The 18,850-nt window shown below is 72.1% G+C and carries 15 protein-coding genes and 1 pseudogene; 10 read left to right on the top strand and 6 right to left on the bottom strand.

Features of this window, described 5'->3' with window-relative positions; all coding sequences use genetic code 11:
* Positions 1-171 precede the first annotated feature (171 nt).
* Entirely contained in the window at positions 172-1,515 is a 1,344-nt protein-coding gene (gene lysA / locus AB0F15_RS20280; RefSeq protein WP_360272186.1) for a diaminopimelate decarboxylase, read from the top strand.
* Here the strand turns inward: lysA and AB0F15_RS20275 are convergent.
* Positions 1,512-3,050 (bottom strand): APC family permease, encoded by a 1,539-nt coding sequence (locus AB0F15_RS20275; RefSeq protein ID WP_360272183.1) that lies wholly within the window; start codon positions 3,048-3,050, stop codon positions 1,512-1,514. The two genes, lysA and AB0F15_RS20275, sit on opposite strands and share 4 nt — an antisense overlap.
* Positions 3,051-3,314: 264 nt before the next feature.
* On the opposite strand from AB0F15_RS20275, the gene AB0F15_RS20270 reads away from it, so the two are divergent.
* Complete coding sequence (locus AB0F15_RS20270) at positions 3,315-3,791, top strand: Lrp/AsnC family transcriptional regulator (RefSeq protein WP_360272179.1); 477 nt, start codon at positions 3,315-3,317, stop codon at positions 3,789-3,791.
* Between the two features lie 44 nt (positions 3,792-3,835).
* Here the strand turns inward: AB0F15_RS20270 and helR are convergent.
* Positions 3,836-6,084: pseudogene (helR, locus tag AB0F15_RS20265) on the bottom strand (RNA polymerase recycling motor ATPase HelR).
* A 100-nt stretch (positions 6,085-6,184) separates the two neighbouring features.
* Positions 6,185-8,002, bottom strand: coding sequence for a LamG-like jellyroll fold domain-containing protein (locus AB0F15_RS20260; protein ID WP_360272176.1), 1,818 nt, complete (start codon positions 8,000-8,002; stop codon positions 6,185-6,187).
* Positions 8,003-8,081: 79 nt separating this feature from the next.
* Between AB0F15_RS20260 and AB0F15_RS20255 the strand changes: the two genes are divergently transcribed.
* Positions 8,082-8,474, top strand: coding sequence for a VOC family protein (locus tag AB0F15_RS20255; protein ID WP_360272173.1), 393 nt, complete (start codon positions 8,082-8,084; stop codon positions 8,472-8,474).
* On the opposite strand, the gene AB0F15_RS20250 is transcribed toward AB0F15_RS20255, so the two are convergent.
* The 3 genes from AB0F15_RS20250 to AB0F15_RS20240 form a co-directional block, all read right to left on the bottom strand.
* Positions 8,450-8,938, bottom strand: a complete 489-nt coding sequence (locus AB0F15_RS20250) for a DUF6328 family protein (protein ID WP_360272170.1) — start codon at positions 8,936-8,938, stop codon at positions 8,450-8,452. The genes AB0F15_RS20255 and AB0F15_RS20250 overlap by 25 nt on opposite strands.
* Before the next feature lie 436 nt (positions 8,939-9,374).
* Positions 9,375-11,309: a DUF2339 domain-containing protein gene (locus tag AB0F15_RS20245; protein ID WP_360272167.1), complete on the bottom strand. Its 1,935-nt coding sequence runs from the start codon at positions 11,307-11,309 to the stop codon at positions 9,375-9,377.
* Between the two features lie 60 nt (positions 11,310-11,369).
* Positions 11,370-12,335, bottom strand: a complete 966-nt coding sequence (locus tag AB0F15_RS20240) for a Gfo/Idh/MocA family oxidoreductase (RefSeq protein ID WP_360272164.1) — start codon at positions 12,333-12,335, stop codon at positions 11,370-11,372.
* A gap of 93 nt (positions 12,336-12,428) precedes the next feature.
* On the opposite strand from AB0F15_RS20240, the gene dusB reads away from it, so the two are divergent.
* The 7 genes from dusB to AB0F15_RS20205 all read left to right on the top strand — a co-directional run bounded on the left by dusB (position 12,429) and on the right by AB0F15_RS20205 (position 18,845).
* The gene (gene dusB / locus AB0F15_RS20235; protein ID WP_360272161.1) at positions 12,429-13,568 is read left to right on the top strand and encodes a tRNA dihydrouridine synthase DusB; all 1,140 of its coding nucleotides are present in this window, start codon (positions 12,429-12,431) and stop codon (positions 13,566-13,568) included.
* An 80-nt stretch (positions 13,569-13,648) separates the two neighbouring features.
* Positions 13,649-14,305, top strand: a complete 657-nt coding sequence (locus AB0F15_RS20230) for a VC0807 family protein (RefSeq protein WP_360272158.1) — start codon at positions 13,649-13,651, stop codon at positions 14,303-14,305.
* A gap of 32 nt (positions 14,306-14,337) precedes the next feature.
* Positions 14,338-15,030 carry a GntR family transcriptional regulator gene (locus AB0F15_RS20225; protein ID WP_360272156.1) on the top strand — a complete coding sequence of 231 codons (693 nt, stop codon included), beginning with the start codon at positions 14,338-14,340 and terminating at the stop codon, positions 15,028-15,030.
* Positions 15,027-16,022, top strand: coding sequence for an ADP-ribosylglycohydrolase family protein (locus AB0F15_RS20220; protein ID WP_360272153.1), 996 nt, complete (start codon positions 15,027-15,029; stop codon positions 16,020-16,022). Before AB0F15_RS20225 ends, AB0F15_RS20220 begins: the two co-directional genes overlap by 4 nt.
* On the top strand, positions 16,019-16,888 hold the full coding sequence (locus AB0F15_RS20215; RefSeq protein WP_360272151.1) for a PfkB family carbohydrate kinase: 870 nt from the start codon (positions 16,019-16,021) through the stop codon (positions 16,886-16,888). The genes AB0F15_RS20220 and AB0F15_RS20215 overlap by 4 nt, the downstream gene beginning before the upstream one ends.
* Positions 16,885-18,318 carry a cytosine permease gene (locus tag AB0F15_RS20210; protein WP_360272148.1) on the top strand — a complete coding sequence of 478 codons (1,434 nt, stop codon included), beginning with the start codon at positions 16,885-16,887 and terminating at the stop codon, positions 18,316-18,318. Before AB0F15_RS20215 ends, AB0F15_RS20210 begins: the two co-directional genes overlap by 4 nt.
* Complete coding sequence (locus AB0F15_RS20205) at positions 18,315-18,845, top strand: isochorismatase family protein (RefSeq protein ID WP_360272145.1); 531 nt, start codon at positions 18,315-18,317, stop codon at positions 18,843-18,845. Before AB0F15_RS20210 ends, AB0F15_RS20205 begins: the two co-directional genes overlap by 4 nt.
* Positions 18,846-18,850 lie beyond the last annotated feature (5 nt).

Below are 18,850 nucleotides of genomic sequence, written 5' to 3'. Positions count from 1 at the left end.
CCCGCTCGCGAACTGCGCAGGTCAACCGCGATGTGGCCGAAGTTACTCGCGCGTCAACAACGAGTAAGCGGCTGGTCGAAACCCGTCAAGGCGGTGTGCCCGAGCAGGCCGGCCGAGCTCCGGCGGAGTGTCCTGACGGAGTCCGATCCGCCGTGATGCCCGGAGGCACCCGTGACACTCAGCGAGCTTCTTCCCAGCCTCGGCTGCGCAGCCGTCGATCACCTCGAGCCAGGAGTCTGGCCGCGAAGCACCCGGCTCGGCGAAGACGGCGAACTGGTCTTCGCCGGCGCGCCGGTCAGCCACCTCGCCGGCCGCTTCGGGACGCCGTCCTACCTCATCGACGAGCAGCAGGTCCGCGACACCGCCCGTGAGTACCGCGAAACGCTGCCGGACGTCGAAGTCGCGTACGCCGGCAAGGCGCTCTGCACCCGGACCGTACTGCGTTGGGTCGCCGAGGAGGGGTTGTCGCTCGACACCTGTTCCGCCGGCGAGATCGCCGTCGCGCGCTCGGTCGGCTTTCCCGCGGAGCGCATGCTGCTGCACGGCAACGCGAAGACGCCCGAGGACCTGAAGGCCGCGCTCGGCTACGGCGTCCGGCGGATCGTCGTCGACTCGCTCGACGAGATCGAGCAGCTCGGCGCGCTCGCCACCGGCGCGCAGCAGGTGATGATCCGGGTGATGCCGGGCGTCGCGGCTGGGGCGCACGCGGCCATCCGCACTGGCGCGGAGGGCCAGAAGTTCGGCTTCTCGCTGCTCGACGGGGTTCCGGACAACGTCGACGCCGCCGTCGAAGCAGTGAAGAAGCAATCCGGGCTGCGGCTCCAAGGGCTGCACTGCCACATCGGCTCGCAGGTGTCCCGGGTCGACCGGTACGAGGCAGCCGCGCGGCGGATGGCCGAGGTCCTCGTCCGGATCCGGGACACCCACGGCGTCACGCTGCGGGAGCTCGATCTCGGCGGCGGGCACGCGGTGCCCTACGTCGGCGGCGAGCCCGCGTTCGACCTCGGCGGCTACTCGCGGCGCCTGCGCGTGGCGCTCGCCTACGCGTGCGCGGCGCACGGATTCCCGCTGCCCCGCCTGACGATCGAGCCGGGCCGGGCGATCGTCGGGCCGGCCGGGATCACGGTGTACCGCGTGTGCGCGGTCAAGCGCGGCAGCCGCACGTTCGTCGCGGTCGACGGCGGCATGAGCGACAACGCGCGCCCCTCGCTCTACGGCGCGCGGTACACCACGCGCCTGGTGGGACGGCGTTCGACGGCGAAGCGCAGCCTGATGACCGTGGTCGGCAGGCACTGCGAAGCAGGCGACGTCCTCGCCGACGGCATCAGCCTGCCCGGCGACCTGCACGCCGGCGACCTCCTGGCCGTGCCGTGCACCGGCGCGTACCACCACTCGCTGGCGTCGAACTACAACCAAGTCGGCCGGCCACCGCTGGTCGGCGTCAAGGACGGCGTCGCGACGCTGCTGGTGCGCCGTGAGACCGAGGAGGACCTGAGCCGCCGGGACGTCGGCTAGACCGGCTCGATGCGGTCGCCGCCGCGGCGGACGAACCCCCGCCGCAGGCGGCGGCCGGCGAAGAAGTCGCGGCAGGCCCGGTGGACCGCGAACATCAGCGGCACCCCGAGCACGATCGACACCACGCCGATCACCGCGACGCCGCCGATGCCGAACACCGTCGTCTCGCCCGCGTCCGGCCGCGCGTACTCGAGCAGCGCGAACACCAGCACCGCGAGGAAGAACACGCCGCCGATGAACGGCAACAGCCCGCGGAGCACGAAGTTGCGCACGCTCGTGAACAACGTCCGGCGGAACACCCAGACGCAGGCCAGTGCCGTCATCGTGTACTCGATGGCGATGGTCAGCCCGACCGCGTCGACCGAGTCCGCCAGCACGTTGCCGCTGACCAGCGCGAGGAGCACGTACCCGGCCAGCGACACCAGGCCGAACGCCCACGTGGCCACCGAAGGCGTCCGGTACCGCGGGTGCACCCGCCCGAAGACGCGCGGCAGGGCGCCGTGGCTGGCCATCGACAACGTCGTGCGCGCCGCCGGCATGATCGTCGCCTGGCTGGTGGCCGCGCCGCTGGTCAGCACCGAGACGATCAGCAGCACGCCCAGTACCTTGCCGCCGGTGCCGTCGCCGAACACCGCGCCACCCAGGCCGGCCAGGACGTCCTCCGAGTTGGCCTCGTTCGCCAGGCCGATCCCCTCGGTGCCGACTCCGGCGAAGGCCAGCGCGGCCACCGTCACGAGCAGGTAGTTCAGCACCAGCAGCACCGTCGAGAGCACCGCCGCCCGTCCCGGCGCGTGCCGCGGGTCGGCGGACTCCTCGTTGACCGACAGCGAGCTTTCCCAGCCCCAGTAGATGAACACGGCCAGCAGCACCGCCGAAACCGCGGTCCCGGCGGAGACCCCGCCCGGCCACAGCCAGTCCGGCCGCGGCACCGACGCCTGCGGACCGGCCGTGCCCCCGAAGACGCGGACCAGCGCGACGACCGAGAAGAGCACCAGCACGGCGAGTTCCACGCCGAGCAGGATCCACTGCACCCGTGCGGACACCTCGATCCCCCGGTAGCAGAGCCAGCACAGCGCCAGCAGCCACGCGGCCCCGATCGCCGTCGTCACCCACCGGTTGTCCGCCGCGCCGGACGCGCCGAACAGCAGCAGCGTGTACCGGCCGGTGAGCGCGGACTGGCTGCTCATCACCAGCAGCTGCGCGACCGTGACGACCCAGCCGGTGAACCAGCCGGCGTGCGGGCCGAACGCGCGCACCGCCCAGGTGAAGTTGGTGCCGCAGTCGGGTTCCGCGGTGTTCAGCTCGCGGAACGCGAAGGCGACGAACAGCACCGGCACGAACGACAGCAGCACGAACCCCGCCGCCTTGAACCCGGTGCCGGCCAGCACGATCAGCCCGAGCGTGGCCGCGATCGAGTACGCCGGCGCCGTCGACGACATGCCGATGACCATCGACGACACCATGCCCAGCGCACCGCCGCGAAGCCCCTTCTCGGGAACGGCGGGGGCGACGCCGAGCGCCACGGCCTCCGACATGCGTTGGTCCTCCTGGGGTTGCTTCGGACGAGAGAGCCGCCAGACGGTACCCGGCGGGGCCCGGTGTACGCGTCCGGCTGTGCGCGGGCGCACAAAACCGCCTCGGAAAGCCTCGTCACTTTCGCCCCCCGCCACCGATTCCTCGGCTGAACGCGGTCCTGGCGTCGAATCGCGCGAAGCTGGCGCGAGGGTCTCGCTTTCTCCGCAGGTCTCGATACGCTGCGCACTTGACAAATCACATGCCGAAACACAGGGAGGGACGGCATGGGTGACGAAACACGTGCGCGCGCATTGGACAATACGGACAGATCACTGATCGCCCTGCTCCAACAGGACGGCCGGGCCTCGTTCACCGCACTCGCCAAAGCGGTCGGGCTTTCGGAGGGAGCGGTCCGCCAGCGCGTGCAGCGGTTGCTGCGCGACGACCTGATGCAGATCGTCGCGGTGACCGACCCCGCCAACGTGGATCTGACGCGGCAGGCCATGGTCGGCATCAACGTCGACGGCGTGGATCCCCGCGAAGTCGCGGAGAAGCTCTCCGAGCTGGACAACGTGCACTACGTCGTGCTGTGCGCCGGGCGCTACGACCTGCTGGCCGAGCTGGTCTGCAAGGACGACGACCACATGCTCGAGGTGCTCGGCGAAGAGGTGCGGAAGATCCCGGGCGTGTCCGGGACCGAGCTGTTCGTGTACCTGAAGCTGGCCAAGCAGAACTACTCCTGGGGCCGGCTCACGGCGTAGCGGCCGGGGATGACGGGCGGGTCGCCGCCCGCCACCCCCGTTCGCTACTGGAGCCGCCGGTGCCCGGACCGCACGGGCACGCCGGCCTCGGCGAGGCCGGTCAGCGCGGCCGGGAGCGGATCCCGGTGCAGCACCCCGAGGCGCTGCGTGGCGCGCGTGAGCGCGACGTACAGCTCAGCCGCGCCGCGCGGGCCCGCGGCCAGGATCCGCTCCGGCTCGACGACGAGGACCGCGTCGAACTCCAGCCCCTTGGCGGCCGACGGCGGGATCGTGCCCGGCACGCCCGGCGGACCGAGCACGACGCTGGTGCCTTCGCGGCCGGCTTCGTCGCGGACGAAGTCCTCGATCGCGTCCGGCAGCTCGTCGGCCGCCACTCGTCTGGACCACGGCCGCACCCCGCACGCGCGCACCGATTCCGGCGGCCGCGCGGCCGGCGCGAACCGCGCCAGCAGCGCACCCGCGACGGCCATGATCTCCGCCGGGGTCCGGTAGTTCACGGTCAGCTCGCGGTACAGCCAGCGGTCGCCGACGTACGGCGCCAGCATCGGTCCCCACGCCGTCGCGCCGGCCGCCGACCGGCGCTGGGCGAGGTCGCCGACGATCGTGAACGAGCGGTTGGGACACCGCCGCATCAGCACCCGCCAGTCCATTTCGGACAGTTCCTGCGCCTCGTCGACGACGACGTGCCCGTACGTCCAGTCCCGGTCCGCGGCCGCCCGCTCGGCGAGTTCGCGCGGGTCGCGTTCGACGAACCGCGCCGCCAGGTCTTGGCGTCGAGGAGATCCTCGGCCACCAGCTGGACGTCCTCGTCCAGCTCCTCGCGGTCCAGCTTCATCAGCTCCATGACGCCGGAGGCGTACTCGGCCTCCGCCGCCGCCCGCCGGCGCGCGGCGGCGCGTTCGACGGCGTCGTCCCGGCCGAGCAGGTCGACCAGCTCGTCGAGCAACGGCACGTCCGACACGGTCCAAGCCGGGCCGTCCGCGCGGAACAACGCCGGATCGGCCCCGGCGGCCTCGAGCCGGCGGGGAGACTCGTACAGCGGCGCCAGCAACGTCTCCGGCGTCAGGTACGGCCACAGCTCGTCGAGGGCGGTTTCGAAAGTTTCGTGGTCCGCGAGTTCGGCGAGGACCTCGGCGCGGAGGTCCGCCCACAACCCGCGGTCCGCCCGCGTCAGCCAGCCTTCGCCGATCTTCGCCACGGCACGCTCGGCGACGAGCGCCACGACGCGCTCGCGGAAGACCGGCCGGGCTTCGTTGTGCGGCAGCCCGGTCTCGCGCGCTTCGAGCCGGGCCTCGGCCGCGAGGTCTTCGTCGAGCTCCACGGTGACGTCGCCGAGGTCGATCGGCACCGGCTCCGCGGGCACCTGCCGGCGGTCGGCGACCGCGGCGGCCAGCACGTCGAGGATCTGCAGCGATCCCTTCAACCGCGCCACCTCCGGCCGGTCCTCGGCGGTGACCCGCAGCCCGGGCACCAGGTCGCCGGTGGTCAGGAAAACGACGTCCGACTCGCCGAGCGACGGCAGCACGCGGCCGATGTGGTCGAGGAACAGCGGGCTCGGCCCGACGACGAGCACGCCGCTGCGCGCCATCCGCTCGCGCCGGGTGTAGAGCAGGTACGCCACCCGGTGCAGGGCGACGGCCGTCTTGCCGGTGCCGGGGCCGCCTTCGACCACCAGCACCCCCGCGTGGCCGAGGCGGATGATCTCGTCCTGCTCGGCCTGGATGGTCGCGACGATGTCCCGCATCCCCTCGCCGCGGGGCGCGTTGACGGCCGCGAGCAGGGCCGCGTCCCCGCGTTCGCTGAGACATGCCTGGGGGGACGACCCCCCAGACCCCCCGAGGTCGTCCGAGCCGGGACGGCCCAGGACTTCATCGGTGAAACCGAGGACCCGGCGGCCCATCGGGTGGAACTGACGGCGGCGGCGCATGTTTTCCGGTGTCGCCGCGGTGGCGACGTAGAACGGCCGCGCCGCCGGCGCCCGCCAATCGAGCAGGAACGGTTCGTAGTCGTTTTCCTCGTCGAAGAGCCCGATGCGGCCGATGTAGCTGGTTTCGCCCGAAACGGCGTCCAACCGGCCGAAACAAAGCCCGTTGTCGGCGACGTCCAGCCGGGCCGCCTCCCGCGACCGGCACCGGACGTCGGTCTCCCGTTCCCCCGGTGTCACCTCGGTTTGGCCGAGTGCGCCGTGGTACCGGGCCTGCGCCGCCGCGCGCTCGCGATCGAGCCGCTCGTACAGCGCGGCGACGTAGGCCCGTTCTTCCCGCAATTCCTCGTCGTACCCCTGGTTTGACAAGTTCCCCTCACAGCGGTTAGAATCCAATCAGGTTCGGCGAGTGCTCCGTTTGTTTTGGAGGACACGCCGATTTTTTATTGTCCACCCGCTGTCAAGGCCCTCAGTCCAGCATGAATTCACGCGGGTTCAGCGGCCGGTCGACCACCCGCACGTCACCCAGCAGCCCCGCGAAACTGCGGTCGACCTTCCCGCCGTAGGACGAGGCACCGACCAGCCACGGCCCGCCCGGATCGGCGAGCCCGACGGCGGGCGTGGCCGGGTTCCGGACCACGGGGCAGCCGTCGACGTACACGGTCGTGCGCCTGCCGTCGTTGACCACGGCCACGTGCCACCACTTCTCCACCGGCAGCTCGTGCCCCCAGTTCGTCGAGGTCCGGTCCTGGTTCAGCGGGTACACCGCCCACTGCAGCTCGCCACCGTCCGAAAGAGACAGTGTGGCCGCGGACTCCTGCGGGTCGTCGCCGGTCTTGCCCGCGGCGGCCCCGCTGCCGAGCCTGGCGAACAGGCCGCACCAGCCGTGGTGGCCGTCCTTGAAGTCGGCGGGCAGCCGGAAGAACGCCTCGACGGTGTACCCGCGTTCGAACTTCAGCCGGTTCATCGGCGCGGCGCCGACCGTGCGCAGGTACGCACCGCGGCTGGGGTTGCGGCTGCCGTCGAACCGCAGGCTCGCCCGCGACGGTTGCCGCGGCGAGAAGTCGCTCGAGTACTTCAGCGCGTCCGGGCCGCTGCCGGGCGCGGTGACGCGGGTGAGGTCGTTGCCCTGGCCGGTCTGGTCGCGCACGACGACGTCGTCCGGCACCGGCTTGCCGTCCTGGCCGCCTTCGAAGCGCCAGTAGGCGACGGTGCCCGGCACCAGCAGCTGCTTCGCCGGTCGTCCGGGCGGGACGGGCACCGGCGCGAAGCCCTTGAACCGCTCGGCGAAGTCGATCTCCAGGCTGAAGTAGTCGGCGGAGCCGCTGCGCTCGACCTCCACCTGCTGCATTTCACTCAGGTGGTCCTGCGCGGCGAGCCACGGCGAGAACGTCCGGACGTCGATCACGCCGCGTGCGAGGTCGAACCGGTAGAGCCGGATCATCGCGCTGCCGCCGTAGTAGCGGTCCTGGTAGTTGGCGAGGTGGACGTGCACGTCGTGCCCGGCGGCGTTCTTCCGGACGGTGCGCCCGGTCGGCCAGTAGTGCCCGTTGAGCGTGAGGAAGATCTGGTCGTTGCCGTTCACCAGCTCCTTCCAGACGAGCTCGCCGAAGGTCGAGAACTGGGCTTGGTGGTCGTCGTCGGCCCAGACGAGCTCGTGGATGGTGAGGATGGCCGGCAGCGTCGGGTGCTGCGCGAGGACCTGCTTCGCCCAGTTCAAGCCGCCCGCTGAGGGCCGCCAGTCGAGGGCGAGCAGCAGCCACTCGCGGCCGCCTCCGCGGAAGACGTGGTAGCTGTTGTAGCCGTCCTTCGTCGCGCCGCGGAACGTCGGCGAGTTGCGCCGGCGCTGCGGGCCGAACGCGTCGAGGTACGGCGAGGGGCCGCGCTGGTCGTCCTTCGAGCCGTCGATGTCGTGGTTGCCGGCGAGGGTGCTGTACGGGAACCGGCGGCGGTCGAGGGCCTGGAACGACCGGCTGATCCGGGCGAACTCGTCCGCCCGGCCGTTCTGGGTCAGGTCGCCCAGGTGGGCGAGGAAGACAACGTTGTCGTCCTCGGCTTCGAGGACGTACCGCAGCGAGGCGTCCAGCGGGGCCGCGTCGCCGCGGTCCTCGTCGAACAGGTACTGCGTATCCGGCATCACCACGAGCGTGAAGCGCGGATCTTCGGCGTCGGGACGGTGGCGGCCCTGCGCTCCGGCGGAGGGCGCGCCGAGGACGTTCGGCAGGGTCGCCGCGGCGGCGACGGCCGGTGCGCCGAGGAGGAAGGTCCGGCGAGAAGTGTCAGTCACGGGCGGGAAGCTACGGGCGGCTTCCGACCACCCCGGCAACTGCCGCCGAACGCAGGATGAACAGCGGTACTGTGCCCGCATGAGCGGCCCGCGGGTGTTCCGGATGATCCAACCCGTCGACGACATCGAGGTCGCCGTCGCGTTCTACGCCGCCGTCTTCGGCGACCCCGGCGAGCGGATCGCGGTCAACCGGCACTACTTCACCTGCGGCGGCGTGGTGCTGGCCTGCGTCGAGGCGCCGCTCGGACACCGGGAGCCACGCCCGCAGCGGGACCCGCGGATCGTCTACCTCGCGGTCGACGACGTCGAGGAGACGCTCGAGCGCGTGCGCGCCGCCGGGCCGCGCTGGGTCGACGACGCCATCGAAACCCAGTTCTGGGGCGAGCGCTCGTTCTACGCCGACGACCCCTTCGGCAACCCGCTCTGCTTCGTCCAGGAGGACACGCGCTACCTGGGCGGACCCGTCGGCTGAGTGCCGTTGGCCGGGTGCAGCCGGAACGGCATGACGAACCAGAGGATCCCGAAGAGCAGCAGGCAGAGCACGGCCATGATCAGCATCGCGATCCCGCCGTAGACCACCTTGGCGATCAGCGCCACCGTCGACGTGATCGCCAGGGCCAGGCAGACCAGCCCGACCAGCACGAGCCGGTTGCCGACGGTCAGGATCCGCTCCCGGCTCCCGGTGCGGAACAGCAGCCGGTGCCACGCCGCGGGCGCGGTCAGCAGCGCCGTGGCCGCCACCGCGAGCGCCACCGCGGACAGGTGCAGCGACTTTTCGAACCCGCTGGCGTCGTGGAACCGGTCGGTGAACACGACCGACAGCAGGAAGCCGAAGAGGATCTGCACCCCGGCCTGCGCGACCCGCAGTTCTTGCAGCAGCTCGCCGATGTTGCGGGTCAGCTGTTCGTTGCGGGTTTCACCGGTGTGTTCGGGCACGAAGGCACAATAACCGGACAACGGACCGTCCACCGGCTGGGAAATCCGCGACTTTCCCACGCACTCCCGGCTCGTCACCGTCCGAAACGGACTGGTCAGAACCCCCAGGAGCGCTCGGGCACCACGCGGATGCGGACGGAGTACTTGGCGTCGAACCCGTCCGCGGTCAAGCCGACGCCCGCGTAGCGGAAGCCGTACTTGTCGAGGTACCCGGCTGCCTCCGAAGGCTTGCCCGGCTCGACGTGCGCCTTCCCGGTGACGACGAGGACCGAGCCGCCGTGCTCGTCGCTGTTGAGGTGGAAGCTGACGTCGGGGTTCGCCTCGATGTGCCGGAGCTTCGCGGTGCCACGAGGGCACCGACAATTCTTCCCTCGCTAACGGCTTTTCGGGGGTTCCGGGTGGCGGAGCCCCCGGCCGGGGCGCAGCCCCGGTTGTCTCAGCGCGACGCGACCCGCCGCGCGTACCGCGTCCCGGCCGCCAGCAGCACCAGGCCGGCGCCGAGGAACGCACCGACCCTGGCCAGGCCGTCGAGTGCCGCCAGGTCGAACAGCACCAGCTTGAGCACCGCGGCGCCGACCAGGACCAGCCCGGTGACCCGCAGGGCGACGACGTCGATCCCGCGCAGGAGCAGCACGAGCGCCGCGATCGTCCAGGACACCGTGATCAGCGCGTGGCCGAGCAGGAACCCCGTCCGGCCGGGGACCGCCAGCAGCGACCCGCACAACACGACCCCGGCGGCGCCGTACAGCGCCGAAACCCCGGCGACGAGCCAGATGGGCAGGTCTTCGGCCGGTCCGCGGAACACCGCCAGCCGGGCCGCGGCCCACGGCAGCGCGACCGACACGGCGAGGATCAGCGCGGCGACCGCGAGCGCGCCGGTCAGCTCGGTGACCGGCCGGGTGCGAGGCACGATCAGCAGTGCAGGCGTGACGTCGAAGAACACGCCGATCAGGCCGCCGATGGTCGCGAACCCCAGCGCGGCGCCGAGCGCGCCCCGGTTGCGGCCGCCCACCGCGGCCACGACCAGCAGCAGTGCCTCGCCGAGCAGCACCCCGGCGCGCGCCGGGCCGTCGAACTGGGTGACCGTCGCCTGCAGGATCGCCAGCAGTCCGGCCAGGCCGGCCACGTGCCCGCCGAACCCCGGCCACCAGCGGCGTGCCGCCCAGACGACGAGCAGCACCGCGCCCGCCCCCGCCGTGATCGGCACCGACTGCGCCTTCGGCAGCAGGACCGCCGCGACGAGCGTCGGCAGCACGGCGGTCGCCAGCACCGCGAGCGCCGCGGGGTCGTTCTGACGGCGGTGGAGCACGCACAGCGCGAGCACGACGCCCGCCACCCCGGCGCCGCCGGCCGCGGCGGTGTTGGCCCAGCTGCCGCCCGCCCCCACCACCGCCGTGCTGACCACGGAGGCGAACAGCGGCGGGACGCCAGCCACGAGCGTCAGCGACGACCAGTCGCGGCGCAGCTGCACCGGCGCCGTCGCGAGCTGGACCATCAACAGGAAGGTGACCAGTTCGGGGGTGAACCCGCCGACGGTCAACGGCGCGCACACGACACAGCCGATGACGACGGCCGAGGCCAGCAGCGGCGACTCCCAGCGCACCGCCACGAGCAGCCCGCCGACGGCGACCGCCAGCCCGGCGGCGAGCCCGGCGAGCACCGGCAGGAATTCGTACAGCGTGGTCGCGGCGACGACGTCCAGGTAAAGCGTCGCGATGCCGGTGGCGGCCAGCGCGAACGCGCCGGTGCGGCCGGCGGGCTTGCGGTGCAGCCACAGGCCGGTGCCGGTCAGCGCCAGCCCGAACCCGGCGCCGACGAGCACCCGCGGCAGCGGCCCGAGCCAGCCCCGCTGCACGGCCAGCACGAGCAGCAGGACGACGCCGAGCAGGGTCACGGCCCCGCCGATCCAGGCGAGCACGCGGCTCCCGGCGCCTTCCGCGCCGAGCTTCTCGCCCAGCGTCGGCCGCGGAACCGGCGGAGCGTACGGCTGCTGCGGGACGTACTGCGGGTGCGGGACGTACTGCTGGTGCAGCGGCGGCGCGTACTGCTCGTGGGGCGGCTGCCACTGGTACTGCGGCCGCGGAATCGACTCGGGCCGCGTCGGCCGGGGTGGAGGCTGGGGGTGGGCATGGGCCTGGGGCGGCGGTTGGGGTTGCGGCTCAGGCTGCGGCTGCGGCTGCGGCTGCGGCTGCGGCTGCGGTTGCGGTTGCGGCTCAGGCTGCGGCTGCCGATCGGGCTGCTCGGGGTGTTCGGCCTGCTCGGGCTGCCCGTCCCGGACGGTCCGCAGTTCGGAACCCACCAAGGCGAGACGACGCCCCAGGTCGTCGATCTCGCCGGCGAGCCGGAGGAGCACAGTTGCTTCGGTGGTCATACCGGACAGGGTCACGCACCGGCGTCCACCTGCGGATCCGTAGTACTACGCAATCCCAGGTCACGTCCTGGTCGCGGCCAGCACCTCGTCCATGGTCGTCATGATCGAAACCGTCTCGTCCAGGGGCATGAGCGGGCTCTCGGTCTCGCCGGCGGCCAGCCGGAGCGCCACCTCGTCGGCCTGGTGCCGCAGGCCGCGGCCCTCGTCGACGTATTCGAAGCGGCTCCGCTCGCCTTCGCGCGGGATGTAGGTGAAGGACGCGGGCGCGTAGAAGGGCCCGTCGATCTCGATGCGCGCATCGGTGCCGGTGATCGACGCCGTGGTCGGCGAAACCGCGCTCAACGTGCAGGTCAGAACGGCTTGGGCGCCGCTCGGGTAGCCGAACAGCATCGACAGCTGGGCGTCGACGCCGGTGAAGGCGGCCGTGGCCATGGCGGCGACGCGGTCGGGCGAGCCGAGCACCATCGAGGCGAACGAGACGGGATAGATCCCCAGGTCGAGCCGGGCACCCCCGCCCAGTTCGGGAGCGAACAGCCGGAAGGCCGGGTCTTCGGCGAACCACTGCCCGTGGTCGGCGGCGACGGTGACGATCCGGCCGAGGCTCGGCAGGAGTTCGCGGATGTGCCGGACGTGCGGCAGGAAGCGCGTCCACATGGCTTCCATCAGGAAGAGGTTCCGGTCCCGCGCCAGCTCGACGAGGTCCCGCGCCTCTTCGGCGTCCATCGTGAACGGCTTCTCGACGAGCACGGGCTTGCCTGCTTCGAGGGCGAGGCGCGCGTTGGCGTGGTGCATGGGGTGCGGCGTGGCGACGTAGACGACGTCGACGTCCGGGTCGTTCGCGAGGGCTTCGTAGCTGCTGTGGCGGGTGGGGATGCTTCGCTCGGCGGCGAAGTGCTCGGCGCTCCCGGCGGTACGGGACCCGACAGCGGCGACCACGCCGGAGCCGGTGAGCCGCAGGTCCTCGGCGAAGGCGCCGGCGATCCCGCCGGTACCCATGATTCCCCAGCGCAGGGGCGCGTTCGTCATACGCCGAACCCTATGCCTGGCGAAGCCGGCGGCCTGGACGAGCAGCGGCATCGAGCGGGGCCCGAACCGGCGTGATCGACACCACAGGTGACAATGGAGGACGTGACCGCCCTGCTGAGCAAGCCCGCCCTGAAGATCGGCCCCTACGAGGTCGATCCCCCGGTCGTGCTCGCACCCATGGCCGGCATCACCAACGTCGCCTTCCGGCAGCTGTGCGCCGAGTACGGCGCCGGCATCTACGTGTGCGAGATGATCACCGCCCGCGCCGTCGTCGAACGGCACCCCGGGACCATGCACATGATGACCTTCGGCGAACACGAAAAGCCCAGGTCCATGCAGCTCTACGGCGTTGACCCCAAGACCATGGCCGAAGCCGTCCGGATCATCGTCGGGGAAGGCCTGGCCGACCACGTCGACTCGAACTTCGGCTGCCCGGTCGCGAAGGTGACACGCAAGGGTGGCGGGGCGGCGCTGCCGTTCAAACGGAAGCTGTTCGAAGCCATCGTGCGCGAGTCCGCCAAGGCCGCCGGGGACACCCCGTTCACGGTGAAGTTCCGGATCGGCATCGACGACGACCACCGCACCTTCCTCGACGCCGGCCGCATCGCCGAGGCCGAGGGCGCCGCCGCCGTCAGCCTGCACGCCCGGACAGCCGCGCAGCGTTACTCCGGCCAGGCCGACTGGACCAAGATCGCCGAGCTGAAACAAGCCGTCACCAGCATCCCCGTGCTCGGCAACGGCGACATCTTCAGCGCCGCCGACGCCCTGCGCATGGTCGAGGAAACCGGCTGTGACGGCGTCGTCGTCGGCCGCGGCTGCCTCGGCAGGCCCTGGCTGTTCGGGGAGCTGGAAGCCGCCTTCCAGGGGCGCGCCATCCCGACGCCGCCGAACTTGGGCGAAGTCGCGAAGGTCATGCGAAGGCACGCCGAGCTGCTCGTCCAGCACGACGGCGAGACCAAGGCCCTGCGCGACCTGCGCAAGCACATGGCCTGGTACTTCATGAACTTCCCGGTCGGCTCCGAACTCCGCCGCGGCTTCGCGATGGTCTCCGGCCTCGCCGAGCTCGACGACCTCATCGGCCGGCTGGACCACGACGCTCCCTTCCCCGACAACGCCGACGGCCCGCGCGGCCGCCAGGGCTCCCCGGGCAAGGTCACCCTGCCGCACGGCTGGCTCGACGACCCGGACGACGACTGCGTCCCCGAGACCGAAGACATGCACTCGGGCGGCTGAGCCCGGCCGTGACACTTGTCAGGGCGGAGTCGTGGCGGATCGCATCTTTGTGAACGCCCTGGCCGGGACATGCTTTTCGCATGACGAACAACACCAGCGGCCTCGGTTCCCTCCTCCAGACCCTCGGCGTGGAAATCGCCGTCCCCCTCGGCGTCTACTACGGGCTCCACTCGCTCGGTGCGGACGACTTCACGGCGCTCGCGCTCGCCGGGGTCTTCCCGCTCGCCCGGACCCTCTACCAGTTCGCCAGGACCCGGACGATCAACGGGCTCGCCCTCGTCGTCCTCGTGACCAACGTCGTCGGCATGCTGCTGACCTTCGTCTCCGGGGACGCCCGCATGATGATCGCCAAGGACTCGCTCGGCAGCGGCTTCATCGGGATCGTCGTCCTGATCTCCGCGTTCACCGCGCAGCCGATCATGACCAAGGCCCTGCGCCCGTTCCTGACCCACGGCCAGGCCGACCACGAAGAGGCCTGGGAGCGGCTGCGGAGCAACCGGCGGTTCGACACCGTCGTCCGCCGCAGCAGCTACATCTGGGGTATCGGGTTCATGCTGGAGAGCGCTGCCCGGGTGATCGGCGCGTTCACCCTGCCGGTGTCCACGATGGTGTGGCTGAGCACGGTCATCTTCGTGGGCTCGTTCGCGGTGATCATGCTGGTGGCCGGCGCGAGCGCCAAGGAAGCGGGCGGGATGGTCGCCGAGGAAGCCCGCCGTCCGGCCCTCGTCGCCGCTTGACCAGCGCAAAGCCGGCGCGTACAGGTGTGTACATGTACAGCAAGCGGCAGCAGCTGGTCGGCGACCTCACCGACCTGATCCGCTCCGGGCGGCTCGCCCACGGCGAACGCCTCCCCGGCGAGCACCAGCTCGCCGTGCAGTACCAGGTCAGCCGCGGCACCGTCCGCAGCGCGCTGTCCGAGCTCCAGCAGCTCGACCTCATCTCCACCCAGGCCGGCGTCGGGTCGTTCGTCACCTTCGACGGCGTCCAGCTCGACCAGCGGATCGGCTGGGCCCGCGCCCTCGCCGACGCCGGCGCGCCGGTCACCACCGAACTGCTCGGCATCGAGACCGTCGAAGACGTTGCCCTGGAAGAAGAATTCGACGAGAAGGCCTACGTCGCCGTGCGGCGGCTGCGGCGGGAGCACGACCGCGGGATCTCCCTCGAAACCGCCACCGTGCCCGCCGTCGGGCCGCTCGCCGACCTCCCCGGGACGGGCCTGCGGGACGGCTCCCTGACCAAGACCCTCGAAGCCGCCGGCCGGATCTCCGTCGGCGGCGACCAGTGGATCAGCACCGAGCGCCTCGACGCCTGCGCCGCCGAGCTCCTCGGCCGCTCGATCGGCGAGCTCTTCCTCCGCGCCGAGCGCACCTCGGTCGACGTCGAAGGCCGGCTCGTCGAGCGCGTCGTCAGCCTGCTGGACCCGGACCGGTTCCAGTTCCACCTCACGTTCGGACACCGGTGACCGCGCGGGACCGGGCCCTCGGCGCGTTCACCGGGCTGGCCGTCGGCGACGCGCTCGGCATGCCGACGCAGTCGATGTCCCGCGCCGCCATCGCCGCCACCTACGGGCCGGTCACCGGCCTGCTCACCGCCGTCGCCGAGCAGCCGGTGGCGCCGTCGATGCCCGCCGGCTCGATCACCGACGACACCGAGCAGGCCGTCCTGCTGGCCCGGCTGCTCATCGACGGCCGCGGCACCGTGGAGCCACAGGCCTTCGCCGATGCCCTGCTGAGCTGGGAGGCGGACATGGTCCGCCGCGGTTCCGCGGACCTGCTCGGGCCGTCCACCAAACGCGCTCTCGCCCGGCTGCAGGAGGGCGTCCCGGCCGACGAAGCCGGCCGCACGGGCACCACCAACGGCGCCGCCATGCGGGTCACGCCGGTCGGGATCGCCACCCCGTCCGACGACTTGCACCGGCTGGTCGACGCCGTCGTGGCGACCGCCAGGGTCACGCACAACACCAGCCTGGGCATCGCGTCGGCCGCCGCGGTCGCGGCCGCCGTTTCCGCCGGGGTCGACGGCGCGAGCCTGGCCGAAGCGCTCGACGCGGGTGAGCGCGCCGCCGTCGTCGGTGGCGAACGCGGGCACTGGGCGCCCGGCGGCGAAATCGCCGCCCGGATCGGCTGGGCGCGCGGCTGGGTGCGGGGCATGGCCCCGGCCGCCGTCGCGGACGCGGTCGCGCGGGTGATCGGGACGTCGGTCGCGTCGCAGGAGTCCGTCGTCGCCGCGTTCGCGCTGGCCGAAGCCATGGGCGACGACCCGCCGGCGGCGCTGCGCCTGGCCGCCGGGCTCGGCGGCGACACCGATACCGTCGCCGCGATCTGCGGGGCGATGCTCGGGGCCGTGCACGGCGCCGGCGCCTTCCGCCCCGACGTCGTCGAGACCGTGCTCGCCGTCAACCGGCTCGAATTCGGGCCGCTCGTCGACGAACTCCTGAAGCTGCGGCGTCGATGACCGGGCAGCTGGTGCACACCGGGCAGGTCGTCCTCGACCTGGTCATGGCGGTACCGGCCCTGCCACCACCGGGCGGCGACGTGCTGGCGTCGTCGACGAACCTGGTGCCCGGCGGTGGTTTCAACGTCATGGCCGCCGCCGCGCGCTCCGGGGCCCGCGTGCTCTACGCGGGCAGCCACGGCACCGGCGGCTTCGGCGACCTCGCCCGCACCGCCCTCGCGGCCGAGGGCGTGGAACTGGCGCACGAGCCGACGTCCGAACTGGACACCGGGGTCGTCGTCGTGCTGGTCGACGCGACCGGCGAGCGCACCTTCGCGACCGGCACCGGTGCCGAAGGCCGCCTTCGCACCCTGGCCGGCGTGCACCCCGCGAAGGACGACATCGTCTACGTGACCGGGTACAGCCTCCTGCACGAAGCCAACCGGGTGGCGCTCCTCGGCTGGCTCCCCCGCCTGCCCGGCTCGGCGGTCCTATTCGACCCCGGCCCGCTCGTCGCCGCGATCGATCCCGGGACACTCGGCAAGATACTGTCCACAGTGGACATCCTGAGCTGCAACGCCCGCGAAGCCGGCGTGCTCGGCGAGCTGCCGCCGGTCGCCGTCGTCCGCGACGGCGCGAACGGCTGCCAGGTCCGGGAACCCGGCCGCACCACCGACGTCCCGGGCTTCCCGGTCGACGCGGTGGACACCACCGGCGCGGGTGACACGCACTGCGGCGTACTGGCCGCGGAGCTGCTGCGCGGCAGCACCCTCCTCGACGCCGCCGTGCGCGCCAACGCTGCGGCCGCGCTTTCGGTGACCCGGCCCGGCCCGGCGACCGCGCCGGGCCGGGAAGAGATCGACCAGCTGCTGGAGGCCACGCGATGACCGGTTCCCGCAAGCTCGAGGTGGAGACCAACGGCCTGGACGTGATCGACGACGCCGAACGCCGCGGACGGCCGCGGCAGCTGTTCTGGCCGTGGTTCGGCGCGAACGTGTCCGTGCTGGGGCTGAGCTACGGCTCGTTCACGCTCGGCTTCGGCATCTCGTTCGGGCAGGCGCTGGTCGCCGGCGTCGTCGGCATCCTGTTCTCCTTCCTGCTGTGCGGGTTCATTGCCATCGCGGGCAAACGCGGCTCGGCACCGACGATGCTGCTTTCCCGCGCGGCCTTCGGCGTGCGCGGCAACCGGCTGCCGTCGGCGATCTCGTGGCTGCTCACGGTCGGCTGGGAAACCGTGCTCGCCGCGCTGGCGACCCTGGCCACGGCGACCGTGTTCGAGCGCCTCGGCTGGGGTGGCGGGACCCCGACGAAGGTGGTCGCGCTGGTCGTGGTGGCGGCGCTGACCGTCGCCGCCGGGGTGCTCGGCTTCGACGCGATCATGAGGCTGCAGACGTGGATCACCTGGATCACCGGCGTGCTCACCGTCGTCTACGTGGTCCTCGTGGCCGGCGACGTGCACTGGGCCGCGGTCACTGCGCTGCCGTCGGGCTCGGCGCAGCAGTGGGTCGGCGCGCTGGTGTTCCTGATGACGGGGTTCGGTCTCGGCTGGGTCAACGCGGCCGCGGACTACTCGCGCTACCTGCCGCGCTCGTCGTCGAGCCGCGGAGTGGTCGGCTGGACGACGTTCGGCGCGTCGGTGGCGCCGGTGGTGCTGCTGGTGTTCGGGTTGCTGCTGGCCGGCTCGTCGCCGGACCTGAGCAAGGCGATCGCGGCCGACCCGATCGGCGCGCTGACGACGTTGCTGCCGCTGTGGTTCCTGGTGCCGTTCGCGATCGTCGCGGTGCTCGGCCTGGTCGGCGGCGCGGTGCTGGACATCTATTCGTCGGGGCTGGCCCTGCTCTCGGCGGGCGTGCGCATCCCCCGCCCCGCGGCGGCGCTCGTCGACGGCGTGCTCATGATCCTCGGCACGGTCTACATCGTGTTTTCCGGCGGCGAGTTCCTCGGCCAGTTCCAGGGTTTCCTGGTGACGCTGGGGGTGCCGGTCGCGGCCTGGTGCGGCGTGATGCTCGCGGACGTCCTGCTGCGGCGAAGCGGCTACGCCGAGCGCGAGCTGTTCGACCCCGCCGGCCGGTACGGCGACGTCCGGGTCGGGCCGATCGCGGTGGTGCTGGTGGCGACCGCACTCGGCTGGGGGCTGGTGACGAACACGTCCGCGGACTGGCTGAAGTGGCAGGGGTACCTGCTCGAACCGTTCGGGCTGGGTGGCCGCGACGGCTCGTGGGCGTTCGCGAACCTCGGCGTGCTGCTGGCGCTGGCCCTGGGTTTCCTGGCCACCTTGCCGACGCGGCGGCGGGTCCACGTGCAGGAGGCCGCGTGAAGTCGATCCTGGCGGTCATCGACCTGCAGAACGTGTTCGCCGACCGGGCGAGCCCGTGGTTCACCCCGCGCTTCGCCGAGGTGGTCCCGCCGATCCGGCGGCTGGTGACGGCCTTCGGTGACGACGTCGTGTTCACCCGGTTCGTGGCGCCCGCACGTCCGGAAGGGGCGTGGAAGCGGTACTACGAGCGGTGGCCGTTCGCCCTGCAGCCACCGGACGCACCGCTGTACCGGGTGGTCGGCGGTTTCCAGCCGTCGTCCACTGTGGACGCGACCACGTTCGGCAAGTGGCACGCGCGGATGGCGACCCGGGTGGGTGGCGCCGGTCTGGTGCTCGCGGGGGTCTCGACGGACTGCTGCGTGTTGTCGACGGCACTGGCCGCGGCGGACGCGGGTGTCGCGGTCACCGTGGTGTCCGACGCCTGCGCGGGCGCGGACGACGAGAGCCACGCGAAGGCGCTGGACATCATGCGGCTGTACGGCCCGCTGGTGCAGGTCGCCACGACCGACGAGGTGCTCGCGAAGTAGATTCG

Origin of the sequence: Amycolatopsis sp. NPDC026612 (genome assembly GCF_040638285.1) — a bacterium.
Taxonomy (GTDB): Bacteria; Actinomycetota; Actinomycetes; order Mycobacteriales; family Pseudonocardiaceae; genus Amycolatopsis.
This window is presented reverse-complemented; position numbering and strand designations above follow the sequence as displayed.